The sequence below is a fragment of the Acinetobacter sp. Swhac1 genome (genome assembly GCF_013390985.1).
Taxonomy (GTDB): Bacteria; Pseudomonadota; Gammaproteobacteria; order Pseudomonadales; family Moraxellaceae; genus Acinetobacter; species Acinetobacter towneri.
On sequence record NZ_JACASN010000007.1, the window covers coordinates 21,245 to 40,548 of the forward strand.

General features: G+C 39.4%; 13 protein-coding genes. 9 read left to right on the top strand and 4 right to left on the bottom strand.

Going from position 1 to position 19,304, the window contains the following annotated elements:
• Positions 1–16 precede the first annotated feature (16 nt).
• The 5 genes from HX743_RS05020 to HX743_RS05040 all read left to right on the top strand — a co-directional run bounded on the left by HX743_RS05020 (position 17) and on the right by HX743_RS05040 (position 9,647).
• Entirely contained in the window at positions 17–4,528 is a 4,512-nt protein-coding gene (locus HX743_RS05020; RefSeq protein WP_178318664.1) for a translocation/assembly module TamB domain-containing protein, read from the top strand.
• Positions 4,529–4,642: 114 nt separating this feature from the next.
• Positions 4,643–5,002: a hypothetical protein gene (locus HX743_RS05025; RefSeq protein ID WP_178318665.1), complete on the top strand. Its 360-nt coding sequence runs from the start codon at positions 4,643–4,645 to the stop codon at positions 5,000–5,002.
• Between the two features lie 200 nt (positions 5,003–5,202).
• Positions 5,203–5,472, top strand: coding sequence for a hypothetical protein (locus HX743_RS05030; RefSeq protein WP_004973220.1), 270 nt, complete (start codon positions 5,203–5,205; stop codon positions 5,470–5,472).
• Positions 5,473–5,768: 296 nt separating this feature from the next.
• Complete coding sequence (locus HX743_RS05035; RefSeq protein WP_096900892.1) at positions 5,769–8,408, top strand: bifunctional aconitate hydratase 2/2-methylisocitrate dehydratase; 2,640 nt, start codon at positions 5,769–5,771, stop codon at positions 8,406–8,408.
• Between the two features lie 507 nt (positions 8,409–8,915).
• A complete protein-coding gene (locus HX743_RS05040) occupies positions 8,916–9,647 on the top strand; it encodes a hypothetical protein (RefSeq protein ID WP_004973230.1) in 732 nt (243 codons plus the stop codon).
• A gap of 114 nt (positions 9,648–9,761) precedes the next feature.
• Here HX743_RS05040 and HX743_RS05045 read toward each other — a convergent pair whose 3' ends face one another.
• Positions 9,762–10,919, bottom strand: coding sequence for a hypothetical protein (locus HX743_RS05045; protein ID WP_004973232.1), 1,158 nt, complete (start codon positions 10,917–10,919; stop codon positions 9,762–9,764).
• A 371-nt stretch (positions 10,920–11,290) separates the two neighbouring features.
• Between HX743_RS05045 and pepN the strand changes: the two genes are divergently transcribed.
• Positions 11,291–13,900, top strand: coding sequence for an aminopeptidase N (pepN, locus tag HX743_RS05050; protein ID WP_178318666.1), 2,610 nt, complete (start codon positions 11,291–11,293; stop codon positions 13,898–13,900).
• A gap of 78 nt (positions 13,901–13,978) precedes the next feature.
• Here pepN and HX743_RS05055 read toward each other — a convergent pair whose 3' ends face one another.
• Complete coding sequence (locus HX743_RS05055; RefSeq protein ID WP_143228668.1) at positions 13,979–14,317, bottom strand: hypothetical protein; 339 nt, start codon at positions 14,315–14,317, stop codon at positions 13,979–13,981.
• A 245-nt stretch (positions 14,318–14,562) separates the two neighbouring features.
• Here HX743_RS05055 and gorA point away from each other — a divergent pair, with 245 nt between their 5' ends.
• Positions 14,563–15,915: a glutathione-disulfide reductase gene (gorA, locus tag HX743_RS05060; protein WP_178318667.1), complete on the top strand. Its 1,353-nt coding sequence runs from the start codon at positions 14,563–14,565 to the stop codon at positions 15,913–15,915.
• A gap of 490 nt (positions 15,916–16,405) precedes the next feature.
• A complete protein-coding gene (locus HX743_RS05065) occupies positions 16,406–16,624 on the top strand; it encodes a hypothetical protein (RefSeq protein ID WP_004973244.1) in 219 nt (72 codons plus the stop codon).
• Positions 16,625–16,783: 159 nt separating this feature from the next.
• Here HX743_RS05065 and HX743_RS05070 read toward each other — a convergent pair whose 3' ends face one another.
• Positions 16,784–17,230 carry a universal stress protein gene (locus tag HX743_RS05070; protein ID WP_004973247.1) on the bottom strand — a complete coding sequence of 149 codons (447 nt, stop codon included), beginning with the start codon at positions 17,228–17,230 and terminating at the stop codon, positions 16,784–16,786.
• Between the two features lie 50 nt (positions 17,231–17,280).
• Positions 17,281–17,730 carry a universal stress protein gene (locus HX743_RS05075; protein ID WP_178318668.1) on the bottom strand — a complete coding sequence of 150 codons (450 nt, stop codon included), beginning with the start codon at positions 17,728–17,730 and terminating at the stop codon, positions 17,281–17,283.
• 562 nt (positions 17,731–18,292) lie between these two features.
• Between HX743_RS05075 and HX743_RS05080 the strand changes: the two genes are divergently transcribed.
• Positions 18,293–19,279, top strand: coding sequence for an alpha/beta hydrolase (locus HX743_RS05080; RefSeq protein ID WP_178318703.1), 987 nt, complete (start codon positions 18,293–18,295; stop codon positions 19,277–19,279).
• The last annotated feature ends 25 nt before the right edge of the window (positions 19,280–19,304 follow it).

Sequence of the window (19,304 nt, forward strand, 5' to 3'; positions counted from 1 at the left end):
AGACTTAGAGAACATTATGGCTGAAGTTGAACAGCAACCAGAAACTCCAGTAACGCCACCTAAAAAGCGTCGAATACTCAGGAGTGTTTTATTGTCACTGCTGTTGATGCTGGTGTTATTGGTGTCCGCTTTGGTGTTGATGTTCTCAACAGACCGTGGCTCAAAGTTCTTATTAGATAGTGTATTGCAGCGCCAACAAATTATTCATTATGAATATGAAGGCGGTAATTTATGGCGCGGGATTATTTTGCGCAATATCATCGTCAGCTTAAAACCTGTTGATGTCAAAATTGACCGTGCCGATGTCATTCTTGGTTGGCGTGCCATTTTAGATAAGGAAATCCATCTTAACCGTGCCGATGTGCGTAATCTGCAGATTTATCCAAAAGGTCCACCGAGTGATGATCCATTCAAATTCAATGAAATCCGTTTACCCTTTGTTTTGCGTTTAGATACTGCCGATGTCGATCATTTATTGATTCAAACCGCTTCTGGAACTCAGGTCGATTTTTACGATATTCATTTAAACAATGCCTTATGGTCAGGCACAGAGCTTAAATTTGAAGACTCCAAGATGGATATGGAGTATTTGAATGTACGAAATGCCACAGGCAATATGAAGTTTGAAGGTAAATATCCGCTTAATGTGGTGGGTGTTTTAAATATTCCATCTTTACATAACAGTTTAAATATTCACGATATTAAGGTAGTTGGCAAAGGCACGCTCGATACAGTTCAGGCAGGTGTTGCAACAAATACGCCTGACTTGCTCACTGGATGGGTAGTGTTGCACCCTATGCGCAAACAAGTGCCAATGTTTGGTGAGTTACAATTTAAAGACTACCGTTGGCCTATTTTGACCGAGCAGGAACTTTTTACCCAAGCAGGTGCAGCTAAATTTAAAGGCGATATCAAGCGTTTAGATATTGATGTCAATACGGATTTGAGCGGTAAACACATCCCTAAAGGTCAATATACAGGTCTGATGTATACCGATTTAGTTCATCAACTGAATATCAGTAATTTAAATGCACAACTTATGCAAGGTGCTGCCAATGTAGCGGGCATTGTCAGTTGGGATAAAAAAGTCAATTGGGATTTAACAGGACGTCTGGATAAAATTAATCCTAAAGATCCACTAATTCCTCAAGTGGTCAAAGACTTTTTACCGCCAAGTTTAGATGCCAATTTAGCATCTAAAGGTCATTTGGAAAAAGGCACACACTTAACTGCACAAGTCGATTTTGACCAATATGAAACTTGGAATTTAAAACTCGATCAAAAACCTGCGCAGGGCAAAGCGGCAAATCCGATGTTGCTTGATGTGCGCTGGAACAACATAGACCGTGCTGTGCCGTATGTGGGTTGGTTGAAAAGTGAATCGGGTGATGTGCAATTGGCCTTGGTAGAAGGTCAGCAAGATATTTTTGTGGCGAGTAAAGTCAGCACACATGAAAAAACCATGTTACCTGCGGGCATGTACCAAGCCAAATTGAATTTAAAGAATAATCGTTTAAATATTCCTAATTTTAAATTTGATACTGCAGATAGTCATTTGGCAGGCAGCGCCGTCATTGATTTACCAACTGATAAACGTCAGTTGAAATGGAATGCGGTATTGGCTGCGAAAAACTTTAATCCGCAAAGTATCAGCACCGCAGCACCTGTTAATGTGTTAAATGGGCAGTTTAAAGCCAATGGTTTTGCATTGCCGAATCAGCAAATTATTCATTTGAAAGATATTAATTTGACAGGGCGTTTGGTCAATCAAAATGAAAACGTACATTTAACTGGGCAAAGCACCATCGCTTTATTGTTCCATGATGTGAAAGCTGGTGGTGGCTTTAAAAGTTTTGCCGTGAATTATGATGGTGGGTTAAATGCCAGTGCCATTCAAGGCAGTGAAGGACATTTAAAACTAAAATTATCGGGTACGCAGGAACTAATTAAAATTAGCGACTTACGCCATAATGGTGTTGCAGGGCAAATTGTGGCGGATGGTTTGCTGCATTTGAATCAGGGGGTGAGCTGGAATTTAAACGCTTCTTTAATTCGCTTTAAGCCGCACTATTTTGTGTCCAGTGTACGTGGTGAATTATCGGGCAATATTCGCACTCAAGGTATTTGGTCAGACACTCAAAAACGGATCAACATTGAACGTCTGAATTTGGCAGGCATGCTGAATAATAAACCTGTACGTGGTACGGGGAATTTAGCCATGTTGATTGATGCTAATCAAAAAGGCTTTTTACCACAACAGTTTGAAGCCAATAATCTATTTTTGTCTTATGCCAAAAATCAGTTACAAGCAACGGGGAATGCACAAAATCTGCGTATTAAAGTCAATGCGCCTGCTTTATACGAAATCTATTCAGGTTTACGTGGACGTGCGTATGGCTATATCAATGTGCAGTCGCAGCCACGCTTACAAGCCACTGCCAATTTCGCTGTTGATCAGTTCAGTGTAAATAATATTTTCAGCGTGCGTAAATTGCGCCTACAAGGTGAATTGCCAACCTCTGAAAATACGCCAACGCTGATGACGGCATCCATGGAAAATTTACGCAGTGGCAACCGTGGCATCGAGCAAGGGCAGATTTCTTTAGCAGGTACACGTCAGGCACATATTTTAAAACTAGAAGCCGAAAATAAGCTGAGTAAGTTTTATGTACAATTGGCGGGTGGTTTAAATGCACAAAATGATTGGATGGGACAAATTCAGAAAGGAGATTTTGACTCCTTAAGAACCCACTTGGCACAGCGCCAAAACGCAGCCGTGATTTATCAACATAGAACCAGTGAGTTGTATGTTGGTGCGCATTGTTGGATGAGTCAGCAAAGCCAATTGTGTTTTGATCAACCTATTCGTGTGAGTAAAACCAAAGCCAATGCATCATTTGTGACTCAAAACTTAGACTTAAATGACTTTTCTGCATTTATGCCTGAAGGTTTGGCGATTACAGGCAAGGTTAATGGGTATGCCAAAGCGGCGTGGGCAAAAGGACAGAAGCCAAAAATTGATGCACATTTGGTCACGCGTGATGGCGTCATTGGACTTGCTGCGGACGATCCACAAGATATAGGCTCAACCTTGCGCTATGAACAAGTGGCTGTGGTCGCAAAAAGCATTGCCGAAGGCTTGAAATTACGCATAGATGTGAAAACACCTGAAATTGGTACAGGTTATGCCAATGTACTGATTGATCCTTACACTAAAAACATGCCAATGCGCGGTGAAATTGCCTTTGATCAGGTACAACTTAAAGTTTTTAAACCGTTTATTGCCGATGTGCGCTCAATGGCAGGCATTTTGTCCTTTGCTGGCAAGATCAATGGGACTTTAACTTCACCATTACTCACAGGTGAAATGCGCCTGAAAGATGGTGCGATCAGCATGATTTCGTTACCTGTAAATCTGACCAATGTGCAGGTCTATTCCTCTATCCGCCAAGATCAAGCCAGCATTAATGGCGCATTTAACAGCGGTGGTGGTGTAGGGCGTTTAACGGGCAGTGTGGATTGGAAAAATGATCCGCGTATTCAGTTAAATTTAAACGGTAAAGACTTATTAATTCGTCAAGCACCGCTAATTACTGCAATGATTACGCCAGATGTATCCTTAGATGTTTTACCTTTCCAGAAAAAACTGAGTTTAAAAGGACGTGTAGATGTACCTCGGGCTTTAATTTCTATGCCTGAAGTGTCTGCACCTGTGGTTAACGTGTCTTCGGATGTGCGTGTGGTACATGAAGGACAAGATCAACTGGCATTATTACGTTCAGCTCGTCCATGGGATATTCGTGCCGATCTTGAATTGAATTTGGGTGATCGGGTCATTTTCCAAGGTTTTAATAGCCGTATTCCACTGATTGGACGTTTGTATTTATCTCAACGTGGTTTAGAAACTGCGATGCGTGCCAATGGTGCGATTGGGGTCAGCCAGCGTGTGAAAATTGAAGCCTATGGACAAAGTCTGGATTTGAACCGTGCCATTGCGCGTTTTAATGGCCCAATTTCTAACCCAACTTTAGATATGGATGCCAATAAAAATGTACAGGGCAGCATGGTCGGCTTTAGAGTTACAGGCACAGCCAGCAGTCCGAACATTCAAGTGTATAACGATGCAGGCTTATCTGAACAAGAAGCATTAAATGCTTTGATCACAGGTCGTATCAATGAAGGTACCAGTGGTTTGAGTCAGACCGAAAGCTTTAAGTCAGACGTCAACAATACTATTGCAGCGGCAGGTATTAGTATGGGATTGGGTGGTACACGTGCCTTGACCAATCAAATTGGACGTACATTCGGTTTAAGTGGTTTGGCACTTGATGCCCAAGGTACAGGCGATGATACCCAAGTCAGTTTGACGGGTTATATCACCCCAGACTTGTTTATTCGTTATGGCGTGGGGGTTTTCACACCTGTCAATAAGTTGACTTTGCGTTATCAAATGAATAAACGACTGTATTTGGAAGCTAGTCAAGCTTTAGAACGCGCAGTGGATATTTTCTATAACTGGCGCTTCTAACGGCAACCTCACTTAAAAATGCGTTCTATCAGAGCGCATTTTTTAAGCTTGTGCATGGATAGTTTCGTATTTATGTCAACTTTTGATTATCATAAGCACAACAGGAGAGCTTCAATGAAAAAGATTTTGGTGGTGACTGCAGTGCTTGTATTAATGGGTTGTGCAGAAAAGAAACCCTTAACCCCTGAAGAACAATGGCAAGGCTATTGCCGAAGTGTTGGCAATGCTGCGCGTACCATCATGCTAGATCGTCAAAATGCGATTGAAAAAGAACGTGCCATTGAGCATGCCAATAAAATTGAAGATGACATTACCCGTAATTTTATCTCAGAGATTATTGAGCAAGTATATGCATTGCCACTTGAAGAAATTAATGGTGATGTTGATGCGGCACGTGAAAAAGTCCGTACGCAATTTACTGAAAAATGTATCGCGACCCCGCATGATAAAATGCCTGATTACAAACCGTTCTAAAAGAACGGTTTTTTTATAAATTAAAATTGAAATATGTTTTGTACCTCTATATCTTTTATCAAAAATAGCCTAAGTGAATCAAACGTCTAAAACTAAAATAAATAACAAATAAATTGTGACAAGTTCTAAATCTTAAAACTGGCAAAGCTTATCTTTTTCATGAATAATTAAAAAGATAACAAAAACAGTAGGAGCGCATAATGGAAGTGGTTGCTTATCTGCATAATGCAGATTTGCTCTTAGAAGATGAACAAGGTGTCGCAGTGATTGGCGGCAGTCATTATGTTTTAAGTTTAGGTGATCGGGTGTATTTACGTCAGCAAATTGATGCACCTGCAAAGATATATCAAGTTCAAATTTCGTTTACCAGTGCAGAACATTGCATGCTGCATGAAGATGAAATTCAACTCAAGTTTGAAGGTAGTCGTGAACAATTACAGCACTATCTTCAAGCTACGACAGTACACTAAGGTGGAATATCATTCATTCATTAGAACAGGCAACATGAGCGTTGCCTTTTTTACGAGTTAAACTTTAGGCGAAAAGCTAGTGTACATACAGACAAAGTTAAAATTAAGTCGTGTTTTGCCTGTAAATTGAACAATATGCGCATCATTTAGTTATAAAATAATGGGCATCACAAAGAAACACTCTAGTTGCATTAACTTTTAACCTGAAGTTTAGTAAAATTTTGCAGTCCATATTGTTTGTGATGCTTTAAAAGCAGGAATTCACAAATAATTTTTTAAAAAAGAGGAATAACACCGTGCTAGAAGCTTACCGCCAACACGTTGAAGAACGTGCCGCACTCGGAGTCCCACCGAAGCCACTTGATGATGTGCAAACAGCTGCATTAGTTGAATTATTAAAAAATCCACCAGCAGGCGAAGAAGCTTACTTGGTTGATTTGATTGAAAACCGTGTACCTGCAGGTGTTGACCAAGCGGCATACGTTAAAGCTGCTTTCTTAGCTGCTGTAGCAAAAGGTGAAGCAACCTCTCCACTCGTTTCTAAAGAACGTGCAGTTTACTTACTAGGCACAATGCTTGGTGGTTATAACGTAGCACCTTTAGTAGAGCTTTTAGACAATGCTGAATTGGCTGGCTTAGCAGCTGAAGCATTGAAAAACACTTTGCTTGTATTTGATGCGTTCCATGACGTAGCAGACAAAGCAAAAGCAGGTAACGAAAACGCGAAAGCAGTTTTACAATCTTGGGCTGATGCTGAATGGTTCACTAGCCGTAAAGATGTACCTGAAGAAATCAAACTTACAGTGTTTAAAGTTACTGGCGAAACCAACACTGACGACTTGTCACCTGCACAAGACGCATGGAGTCGTCCAGACATTCCATTGCACGCAAATGCAATGTTGAAAAACGTACGTGATGGCATCAACCCAGAAGTTCCTGGTGAAGTTGGTCCATTAAACCAAATCAAAGACCTTATCGCGAAAGGCAACCAAGTTGCTTACGTGGGTGACGTTGTTGGTACAGGTTCTTCTCGTAAGTCTGCAACTAACTCTGTACTTTGGTTCTTCGGTGATGAAATCGCGCACATTCCAAACAAAAAAGATGGCGGCTACTGCTTAGGTGGTAAAATTGCGCCAATCTTCTTTAACACAATGGAAGATGCGGGTGCTTTACCAGTAGAAATCGACGTTTCTAATATGAACATGGGTGATGAAATCACGCTTAAAATCGACCATGCTGCTGCTAAAGTAACAGCGTTCAAAGACGGCGCACAAATCGCTGAATCTGAACTTAAAACTCCAGTGCTTCTAGACGAAGTACGTGCAGGCGGTCGTATTAACTTGATCGTTGGTCGTGGTTTGACAGCTAAAGCGCGTGAAGCTTTAGGTCTTGCACCATCTACTTTGTTCCGTACTCCAGTACAACCTGAAAACACAGGCAAAGGCTTCACTCAAGCTCAAAAAATGGTAGGTCGCGCTTGTGGTCTTCCAGAAGGTCAAGGTGTTCGTCCAGGTACTTACTGCGAACCTAAGATGACTACTGTTGGTTCTCAAGATACAACAGGTCCAATGACACGTGACGAATTAAAAGATTTAGCTTGCTTAGGTTTCTCTGCAGACTTAGTAATGCAATCTTTCTGTCACACAGCTGCGTATCCAAAACCAGTTGACGTTCAAATGCAACACACGCTTCCTGACTTCATCATGAACCGTGGTGGTGTTTCTTTACGTCCAGGTGACGGTATTATCCACTCTTGGTTAAACCGTATGCTTCTTCCAGATACAGTAGGTACTGGTGGTGACTCGCATACTCGTTTCCCAATTGGTATTTCTTTCCCAGCGGGTTCTGGTCTTGTAGCGTTCGCTGCAGCAACTGGTGTTATGCCACTTGACATGCCTGAGTCTGTACTTGTGAAGTTCAAAGGTAAAATGCAGCCTGGTATCACTTTACGTGACCTTGTACATGCGATTCCTTACTACGCAATTAAAGAAGGTGACTTAACTGTAGAGAAGAAAGGTAAGAAAAACATCTTCTCTGGTCGTATCTTAGAAATCGACTTAACAGAAATGGAAACTGACTTAACAGTTGAACAAGCATTTGAATTGTCTGATGCTTCTGCTGAGCGTTCAGCTGCAGGTTGTTCTATCACACTTTCTGAAGAGAAAGTTGCTGAATACCTTCGTTCAAACATCACCATGCTTAAGTGGATGATTTCTGAAGGTTATGGCGATGCGCGTACTATGGCTCGCCGTGTTGAGAACATGGAAAAATGGTTAGCGAACCCATCACTTCTTAAAGCTGATGCTGACGCAGAATACACTAAAGTGTATGAAATTGACCTTGCAGACATCAAAGAACCAATCCTTTGCTGCCCGAACGACCCAGATGATGCAAAACTTCTTTCTGACGTTCAAGGTGACAAAATTGATGAAGTGTTCATCGGTTCTTGTATGACAAACATCGGCCACTTCCGTGCTGCTGGTAAGTTATTAGACAAAGTTCCTGGTGGTTCTTTATCTACTCGTCTATGGTTAGCGCCTCCAACTCGTATGGACGAGCGTCAACTTATGGAAGAAGGCTTCTACAACACTTATGGTAAAGCGGGTGCGCGTACAGAAATGCCAGGTTGTTCATTATGTATGGGTAACCAAGCACGTGTAGCACCGAACACAACTGTAGTATCTACTTCTACACGTAACTTCCCGAACCGTTTAGGTCAAGGTGCAAACGTTTACTTAGCTTCTGCTGAGCTTGCATCTGTTGCAGCGGTACTTGGTAAGTTACCAACACCAGAAGAATACCAACAGTACGCTTCTCAAATCGACAGCATGTCTGCTGACATCTACAAGTACTTGAACTTTGACCAGATGGAAAGCTACACAGACGCTGCTGCGAATGTAGACACTAAGAAAATTGCTGCTGCTCAGTTGACCTAAGTTAGGAAAAGCAAACGCAAGAGCAAATCTATGATTTGTTCGAGTGTTGAGCGATAAGCAAGATCAAATAAGGGCTGATTATTCAGCCCTTATTTTTATGCGTAAAATTTCAATCTAATAATGAATGACATTTAAAACAGCATAGATTGTGATATTTCAGCTTGCCTAGCTGATTTTAAAAATAGGGGCGTAAGCTATGAAATAAATTAGGATTTAACTTATTAAAACAATATAAATTTGCCTATCAATACCGTTCGTTATAAAATAATGTAAACTGCGTCACAAAATATAATGGATTAATGCTGGTATTCAATTTTAATTATAATTTTTGGTAAAAACTTTATTGAAATGAACTGCTTAGTTTTAATTTTAATGAAATTGGATATTTTTTAATAACTTACTATAATGATTGTAAAATTATGTAATTAAAATGTGTCATATTATTAATGCATTGACCAATTAAAAAAATTTTGCGTCTCTCTTTAAATATGAAACTGGGTTGTTTTTATGAATTTAATAGAAACAGTTTTTGACTTTAAAGCGCTTTCAATGCAGCAGCAATCGTATTTTTTTGAAAAAATTTATCAATTCGATCAAAAAATCTTTCCAAATTCTAGTTTAGAAGAATTTAAAGCCTTTGTTTATGACCCCGATGCAATCGCAGTCACGGTTATTCAATATCATGATCGAGATCAAGTGGTTGGGCAAAATGTTATTCCTTTTATTTTGATTCATTATAATGAACAGCCTATGCATGTGGTCAATTCACGAGCGGGTTTTTTGTCTGAATATCAAAAACAAAATTTGACGATTCCAAGTGCAGTCAAAGCCATGTTGAATCGACGCTTAAAAAATCCATTTATTCCATTGTGGTTTGTGATTAGCATTAATCAACCGAAGATTTATTCTTTGTTTGCTTCGCGTTCTAAAAGTTTTTTCCCAAGAGTCGGGAAAACTATGCCTAAGGAATATCATGAAGTTTTGCAGCTTATGGCGGCACGGTATCCTGAAATTCAAAAGCGCGGTGAAGGCGTATATGTGCATGAAACTCATTCTCCAGCACGAAGTTTTGAGCAACTGATGCATTTGAGAATTCCGCAAGATGTACATTCCAATTTCTTTTTGCAGCACGCGCCTGATTATTTTGATGGTTGGGGCATTATGTGTATTTGTAAATTAGACGGTAAAACTTTATCTGAAACGGCACTCAATTTAGCACTAAACAGAAAAGTGGATTAGGTGCTTATCACATCGAAAAACTGTAATCCTCTGTACGTATCCTGTTGACTCTATACTGCAGTAGATGATGAATTTGGGCAGTGATGGGGTGTAACCATCATCTTCACCAAAGTTTTATTGAGTGAAATAATGATCTTGATGTTTGCAGTTGCGACAAAATAAGGACACATAATTTTCTGCGTCATAATCGACAGTCAGTTCATCCGATCCGCAGTGCATACAGCGTTTAAGTGAATAAAATTTAAGTCGTGCTTCAATTTTTCGCCAAGAACGCCACACAGGTTGAAAGAAAATCCTTTCGTCATAACCCAAAAAGCGGAAGAATAAAATTTCGCTCATATAGCTGAAAGGCAAATTAGGCGGGCGTGGCAGGGTAGAGGTCTCCCATTTTTCAGCCACTGACCGTTCTCGGTATTGCTGCACAGTCTTTTTCAGTAAATTGGTATTAATAAAGTTTTCATTACGCGGTTTGAGTGCTTTTTGTTGGTATAAAAATTCCAAAGCAGTTTGCACCAAGTAATAAATTTGCCCAACCGCCAAGACATCTAAAAGTCGGTAGCAAAAGCTCTGAAAACTATGGTTGCCCGCAATTTGTATTCCCCAAGTCCGACAATAAAATTGCATAAACTGCACAATCTCTTGATACAGCAATAAATACAGCGCATCTTTGACTTCATCTGCTGTTTTGAACGGTGTGCCCATACTCAGATTTTCATAAAACCAATAACGTAATTGTTGTGCAATGCTGAATAAGCTTGGTTCAGAATAACCATCTAAACGGACATTGATATAATATTGCTGCGCATTTTCCGCAAAATCTTTGGCAATTAATATTTGCTCTTTTAGCAAATGTTTGATCATGCCGTGCTGGAAAAAATAGTTGGGGGTAATATTTAAATACTTGATTTTTTCCCAATCTATAAATTCTTCATGTGGAATATGTTCCTGTGCATGCTGATCTAAAATACTCAATAAAAATAATTTATCTATAAAACGCAGCTGATTTAATTCGCGTTCAGGTGCATCCTGTTTTTTGAATTTTTGTTGTTCTTGCAAGCGGGTTTCCGCCATGATTTTTTTGCGTTGTTGGGTACAGCTTGCGCAATGACAGTTTTGTTGTTGGCTATTTTGAAAGATGCGATGTTCACAATGACTACATTGGTGAAAATTTAATTCCTGCTCATATTGTTCTGCTTCTACCCAATACATAGATGCCTGACACAAAGGGCATAATGTGCTTTCATCTAATTGTTTTTGCAGAATTTGTAGCATTGTGAAATAGAAGCTCAAGTAAATCGTGATATGTCATTATACATGGCTTGTGTACTGAAAGGTGGAAGCTTCTGTGCTTTTGATCATCATCAAAATTAGCCTGTGTTGGTCGTATTTGAAGTGAAGTTGCATATCAAAATATTAAATTTACGCGTAATAGCAATACAGGTATTGATTTAAACAGTCTGCTTTTATGTTACTTGTACAGGATTAATCCAGATAGGATTGAAAAGCTTGGGTTGAGCGCCCATATAAATCAGCATTGTTGAACAAGACTGAAATAGATTGTGCGCAGACAGATGTTGAAAGTTGTCGTATGATCATTGCAACTTTACAAAAACAAGCGCATCGCCACAAAGAATGAGGACAAGATGAATATTGCAGCAAATCCTATGGTTGAAGCCAGCCAAACTATCTATTTAAAAGACTATCAAAAACCTTCATTCTTGGTAGATGCTGTAGAGCTAGATATTCAAGTCTATGCAGATTACACCCAAGTGGGTGCAACTTTGAAAATGCAGCGTCAGACTGCAGGCGATTTGGTGTTATTGGGCCGTGATTTAGAATTGAAATCTATTATTTTGAATGGCACGGAATTATCGGAAAGTGACTATCAATTAGATAGTGAGCAGCTTCGCATTGCAAATGCACCTGATCAAGTCACGTTAGAAACCATCGTGATCATTCATCCTGAAAGCAATACGCAACTTGAAGGCTTATATCAGGCAAGTTCTGATTTATTTGTTACCCAAAACGAGCCTGAAGGTTTCCGTAAAATTACCTTCTATCCTGACCGCCCAGACGTATTGTCGGTATTTACCACACGTGTTGAAGCCGATAAAAAATATCCTGTGTTATTGGCAAACGGCAACTTGTTAGAAACAGGTGAAGCAGGCGAAGGTCGTCATTATGCGATTTGGCAAGACCCGACCAAAAAGCCAAGCTATTTATTTGCTTGTGTGATTGGCGATTTGGCAGTCATGAAAGACCATTATGTGACATCTGAAGGGCGTAATGTTGCACTGGAAATTTATGCAGAAGAAAAAGACATTCCAAAATGCAAAATTGCTATGCAAGCGTTAAAACATTCGATGCGTTGGGATGAAGAACACTATGGTCTGCCGTATGATTTAGATAATTATATGATTGTGGCGACCAGTGCCTTCAATATGGGCGCAATGGAAAATAAAGGTCTGAATATTTTCAATACGTCATGTGTATTGGCCGATGAAGAATACACCACAGATGCCGCAATTATGCGCGTACAGTCCGTGATTGCGCATGAATATTTTCATAACTGGACAGGTAACCGTATTACTTGCCGCGATTGGTTCCAGTTGTGTTTAAAAGAAGGTTTAACGGTGTTCCGTGACCAATCTTTCTCTGAAGATTTACAGTCTGCCGCAGTACAGCGTATTGATGATGTGGCGGTGCTCAAAGCACATCAATTCCCCGAAGATTCTGGCCCGTTATCGCACCCGCCACGTCCAGATCATTTTGTAGAAATTAATAACTTCTATACCGCAACAGTCTATGAAAAAGGTGCGGAAATTAACCGCATGATGTCGACTTTACTCGGTAAAGAAAAATTCCGTAAAGGTAGTGATGAATATTTCCGTCGTCATGATGGACAAGCAGTCACGGTTGAAGATTGGGTCAATGCTTTAAGCGCAGGTTCAGGTGTTGATTTATCTAATTTCCTGACTTGGTACAATCAACCAGGCACACCAAAGCTTGAAGTGCAGGGCGAATACGATGCGGCTGCGCAGGTTTATCGTTTAAATTTAAAACAAAGTCTGAAAAGCAATGCCAAATATCCAAACTTAAAAGCATTGCCTATTCCTGTTGCATTGGCATTGTTCAATGCAGAAACAGGCGAGCAATATATTTTGCAGTCTGAAGCTTTGGTTGAAAACTCAGTAAAAGATGGTGTGTATTTGTTTGATCAGGCACAAGCAAGTATTGAATTTAGCGGTATAACTGCGCATCCCGTTGTTTCTTTATTGCGTAATTTTTCTGCACCTGTGAATTTAGAATTTAACTATTCTAATGATGAATTGGCATTTTTAATGCAGCACGAAACCAATGGCTTTAACCAGTGGCAGGCGACTCAGACTCTATTGGAACGTATTTTATTGGAAGAACATGCAGCAGATACTTATTTGCAAGCCATGAAAAATACAGTACCTGCTTTAATTGAAAAAGATCCTTTGTTGGCATCACGTATTTTTGATGTACCTTCTGAAGGCTATTTGGGCAGCCGTATTGATCAAAATTATCAACCTGAAAAAATTCAGCAACAACGCAATGCGCTGTTAGATACATTGGCGCGCGAACTTGGTGCATTCTGCAAAGAAACCTATTTAAGCCTTGATCCAGACATGCAGCAAGATTTCTCTCAGGCAATGGGTGTACGTGCTTTAAAGAATATCATGTTGGCGTTAATGGCACGTCAGGGCGATGCCGAAGCGTTTGAGCTGGCAAAGCAGCAATACCAAACAACTCGAAATATGTCTGAGCGTTTAGGGGCATTGCGTGTCTTGGTGTGGAATGATGCACCGCAAGCCAAAGCTGCTTTGGAAGATTTTTATACACGTTTTAAAGATGAAGCTTTAGCACTTGATCAATGGTTTATGGTTCAAGCTTCACATCCAAAAGCGACAGCTGAAAACATTCAGGCTTTAACTGCACATCCTGATTATGATTTGGGTACACCTAACCGTATTCGTTCAGTCAGTGGTGGTTTAAATAGCAACCCTGTGAATACATGGAGTTTTGGTGTTCAGCATTTTATTGACTTAGCCAAGTATTTAGATGAGAAAAACCCAATTGTAGGTTCGCGTTTATTGCAGGTGTTGTCGCGTTGGTACACTTTGGCAGAGCCACAACGTAGCCAAGTGCAAGCAGCGTTGCTAAATTTGCAGTCTGTGGTGAAATCTAAAAACGTGGTTGAAACCCTAAATAGTATGTTAGAGGTTTAAGTTAAAAAACTAAAAGCCATTTCATCAATTCGTTGAAATGGCTTTTTTGTGGCTGGAATATATTAAAAATAATCTAGCTTAGTCACAGCGAATTTGATATTCATTTTTATAGTTGGTATAAGTTTCATTTAATTCAGCAAGTAATTTTTTCTCGTTATATTGCCGATCTTCAGGTTTAGAATTTTTAAGTACAATTGGCATATATTCATGTTTGTAAATCTGCGTATATTCTTCACAAATAATATGTTTGCGCTCATCTGCAGAATAGTTATCTAAATCGCGAAGCAAGATTTCATTCATTTTGGTATTGATGAGATCGAGTTCATCAAACATGCTTGGGGCTTGATCTGACGGTTGGGATGGGGAACAGCCGAAAGTGATAAAGCTACATATCAGAACGTAAACCCACTGCTTCACATTGACCCCAATGATAAAAAATCAAATTTATATTATAGCCTTAAAAGCGTAAAATTTAAGTGAATAGTCAGTTTTATTGGCAGTGAAATCAATTGAATGACAGTGTGTCGATTTTGTGTATTTAGACAATATGGCTGACTTGGGAAATGCAGTTTTATGTGTTAGTTTTGATGAAAATGAATGTTTTTCTGCGCTGAATTTCTGCAGATGAGTATCTAAAAAATCACGAAAAATTGAGGCATGAAATGGCTAAACATTATGACTATTTGGTAATTGGGGCAGGAAGTGGTGGTATTGCTTCGGCCAATCGCGCGGCGCAATATGGTAAAAAATGTGCATTAATTGAAGTTGCAGATTTGGGCGGGACTTGTGTCAATGTGGGGTGTGTGCCTAAAAAAGTGATGTGGTATTCTGCGCAAATCGCCGATGCTATTCAAAAATACGGCCCAGATTATGGTTTTAATACTGAATTAAAATCGCATGATTGGAATACGTTAATTCAAAATCGTCAAGCTTATATTCAGCGTATCCATGCATCGTATCAATCAGGTTTAGCTAAAAACAATGTTGATGTGATTCAGGGCTTTGCTCGTTTTGTAAATGAAAAAACAGTTGAAGTAAATCAGCAGCAATACACTGCAGATCACATTTTAATAGCCACAGGAACTGAGCCAACACGTCCAGATATTGAAGGGGCAGAGCTAGGAATTGATTCAAACGGTTTCTTTGAATTGCAACAATTACCAAAACGCACGGCAATTGTCGGTTCGGGTTATATTGCCGTAGAGTTAGCAGGTGTTTTAAATGGGTTGGGTTCAGAAGTTGGATTGTTTATTCGTAAACAATTGCCGCTGCGTAGTTTAGATCAATTTTTAGGTGAAACATTACTTGAATGTATGCGTGATGAACATATCCAAGTGCATACGCAAGCCATTCCAAAGAAAGTCACTCGCCAAGCGGATCAGTCTTTGTTATTACATCTTGAAGATGGTTCACAGCATGAGGTCGATTGTCTGATTTGGGCAGTTGGACGTAAACCAAATACACAAGCATTGAACTTGGCTGCTGCAAATGTGCAGATTGATGAAAAAGGATATATCGCAGTAGATCAATTCCAAAATACCAGCCAAGCAGGTATTTATGCGGTGGGCGATATTATTGGAAAAATTGAGCTGACACCCGTTGCTGTTGCCGCAGGACGTAAATTGTCTGAACGTTTATTCAATCACAAACCAAATGAATATTTAGATTATCAAAATGTTGCCACGGTGGTCTTTAGTCATCCGCCTATTGGTACGGTGGGTTTAAGTGAAGCGCAAGCCATTGAACAGTTTGGGCAAGATCAGGTCAAAGTCTATCAATCTTCTTTTACCTCAATGTACACGGCTGTAACTCAGCATCGTCAAGTGTCTAAAATGAAATTGGTCTGCGTTGGTGATGAACACAAAGTCGTGGGCGTGCATGGTATTGGCTATGGCATGGATGAAATTTTGCAAGGTTTTGCAGTCGCGGTCAAAATGGGCGCGACCAAGCAAGATTTTGACAATACTGTCGCAATTCATCCAACTGCTGCAGAAGAATTTGTGACTATGCGCTAATGGAGTAGCGTAGTCGCACACAAAGAGTATGGGTTAAAAAAATCCATACTCTTTTTTATTTTTGAAATTTGTAGATAAAAAATCAGAAGATAAACGTCAGAAAGATAAAGTTTGTTATCGTTATTTAGTTAGCCTAATAAGAAACCCACCGAAGTGGGCTTGTGCGATCAAACACCATCCATTGTGTCTGGGGTAGATTATCTCACGAAAATGATTAAGGTTTGATTAAGAAATTTTTGTTTTATTAAGTTTATCTTTACAAATTTGTAGCCGATGCTGCAAAGACTTTAAATCTATGTTATAATATAACTTGTACAATAAAAATATCTCTATTCTCTCGTAGTTATTCATCATCATGCTGTGCTGCATTTATTTTCTATGCACTGCAAATTAAGTGTGATGAATGTTGTTGTATTAAAAACTATGCTCAAAATTTTAATTTGAGCTTGATTTGTAAGTTATAAATGAATTGGTGTAAATATTGAAAAAAATGCAAACAATGCTTGCGAAAGCAGTGAATGGTCGCGAAATTATGGTGTCTTTGGTGGCATCAAAGAAAAAGCAAAATACCCGTGATGGTTTTAAATGGGTCGAAGTCGGAAAACATGTGTTGTTGGAATGTGGTCAGGAAATTGAACTGAATTTAGATGGTCGCAGTTTTTATACCGATACGCATGAAATGTTCCGTTTACCGCATCGGGTTAATTAAGTTTTGGTCTGAAATGAATATTCAACCTAGCTAAACTGGATTGCATAATATGTAATTTAGAAAAGCTTTTAAAAGTTTTATCCAGAAAAATCCCGTTCATTGGCGAACGGGATTTTTTTATTTTATCTTTTACTGTGGCAGAGCACAGTTGGTAATGAATTAAACCTTAACAATCAAAACAGGAACAGGAGACTGAGTCAGTACGTTTTGGGCAACGCTACCGAGCATCATCTTTTTCACGCCAGTACGGCCATGCGAACCCATAATAATCAGGTCAGCACCAATTTCATTGGCAATTTGTACAATCCCTTCAGAGGCTGCAACACCGCGGATAATTTTAGTATCTACCGAAATACCTTCACGGCTAAAGGATTGCTGAATTTCAGCCAAACGATTTTGTGCATTTTGTTCAGCCTGCATGAAATAATCGGTAATTGCTGGTGCAACTTTGTAGAAGTCCACGCCTACAAAAGGATCAACTGCAATTACACTCATAATAGTAACAGGGCAATTTAGATCTTTTGCCAATGAAAGTGCTTGTTCGGCTGCAGCATAAGACATAGGTGACTCATCTACTGGAACAAGTAAGTGTTTATAAGTTGTCATGGCAAATCCTTATTAAAAATTTATGATGAAAATATGGCTTAAAATAGTGATTAAGCTTTAACTACAAGCACAGGTAATTCTGTATGACGTAATACGTCTGTGGCAAAGCTACCCAATAATAATTTTTGGAAACCTTTACGACCATGTGAACCCATCACAATCACATCGGCATTTAAGTCTTTCGCTGTTTTAATTACACCTTCAGCAGATACCAAACCCTCAACCACACGAGTTTCTGCGTTTACACCCACCGCTTGCGCAATTTCATCTGCTTCTTTTAATGCTTTTTGTGCATTGGCTGTCGCTTGCACAAAGTATTCTTTCATAATGGCAGATGAATAGTTATAGTAAAAGTCCGAATCGGTAAATGGGTCTTCCGCAACAAGGCTAATTAAGGTGAGTTTGCTGTTAAATACTTTGGCAATTTCAGCTGCATGTTTGACCGCTGAAAAAGAAATTTGTGAACCATCTACAGGGACTAAAATATTTTGGTACGACATGCGGGTAACTCCAGAAATTATGATTATGTGCCTTACACTTTATTGATAGCATATAGTCTATACAGGTTCAATTTAAAATCTAAAAAAAGATTGATAATTCATTTAATTACCCGCCAAATTTGCTGAAATAAAAGATAAGCTGAAGATGATGAAATTGCTCAACTCAACGGCAAGGCTATACGATAAAATAAGCTGCTAAATTTGCAAAAATAAATAGGGTCTGTTGATATTTCATAAATGGTTTGTGCTGTAGGCTAAAACTGAGCAGATCAGGCATGAAACGCAGGGAATAGCGAGACTATTGCCAAGTTTCATAACGCAATCTGAGAAAGTTTTAGCCACAGCCTTTCAGGACAAGCATGTTTTTTGCTGCTATTGCGTTATGAGTCAGTCATTTAGAATGACTAAATTTCCTGCCTCATGCCTTATATCAGCTAAAAAATATGCATCGTCGCAAACATAGACGAAGTATCAACAGACCCTGGATCCTAATATTTTGAATAACTTGGGTTTGAATTGTGCCTATGAATCTTGAGGGAATTGTGGTTTGAAATTATTTTGGATGTTGCTGTGTTTTATATTGTTAAGTGCTTGTCAAACCACGCAGCAGAACAGTCGAATCATTGCTGGTGCATTTAATCTCACCACAGGCTTGCAGCAAAAAATCATGGATCGCTATGCACCCAAAAACATACAAGTGCAACATGATATTGTGTATGCCACGCAGCCCAATTTGAGTTTTGACTTGTATCAAGACAGTCAATTGCAAGATTTAGCTGCACGCCCGACAATTGTCTGGATTCATGGTGGTGGCTGGATTGCAGGTTCAAAAGCCCACGCACGTGGCTATTTTAAATTATTAGCCGCGCAGGGCTTTAATGTAATTGCCGTACAATATCAATTTGCCCCGCATGCAACTTATCCTACTCAGTTGCAACAAATTGATCAGGCTTTAAATTACATCACGCAACATGCAGAAAAATATCAGCTTAATCCACAACAATTATATTTAGCAGGCGATTCTGCAGGGGCGAATTTAGCTAGCCATTATGCCGCATTATTGAGTAATCCTGCATTTGCACAGCAGTCTAATTTACAGCCGACTATTCAGCACAAACAACTTAAAGGGCTGATTTTGCACTGCGGGATTTATGATCTAAAAGCGTTTGTTGAAACTGCGCCAGATGAAATGAATATCGTAGAGTGGGGTGTTTATAATTTGGTGCAGGCTTACACGGGAGATCGGAAACAGGACAGTGAATTTCTGAAGAATATTTCGCCTATTCAACATTTAACGGCAAACTATCCTGCGGTATTTATCAGTGGTGGTAACAAAGACTTTTTAACAGAAACTCAATCTATGCCGATGCTGCATGCTTTACAGCAACAGCAGATTCCTGTGACGACAGCATTTTATCCAGATACAAAAGCATGGTTAATTCACGAATATCAATTTTTTATGCACCAAAAAGAAAGCCAGCAAACTTTTGCTAAAACAGTAGAATTTATCCGAAGCACAGCAGACCCTAATGTATCGCGCATACAATAAATCAATACGATGCTTCAGAAAAAGT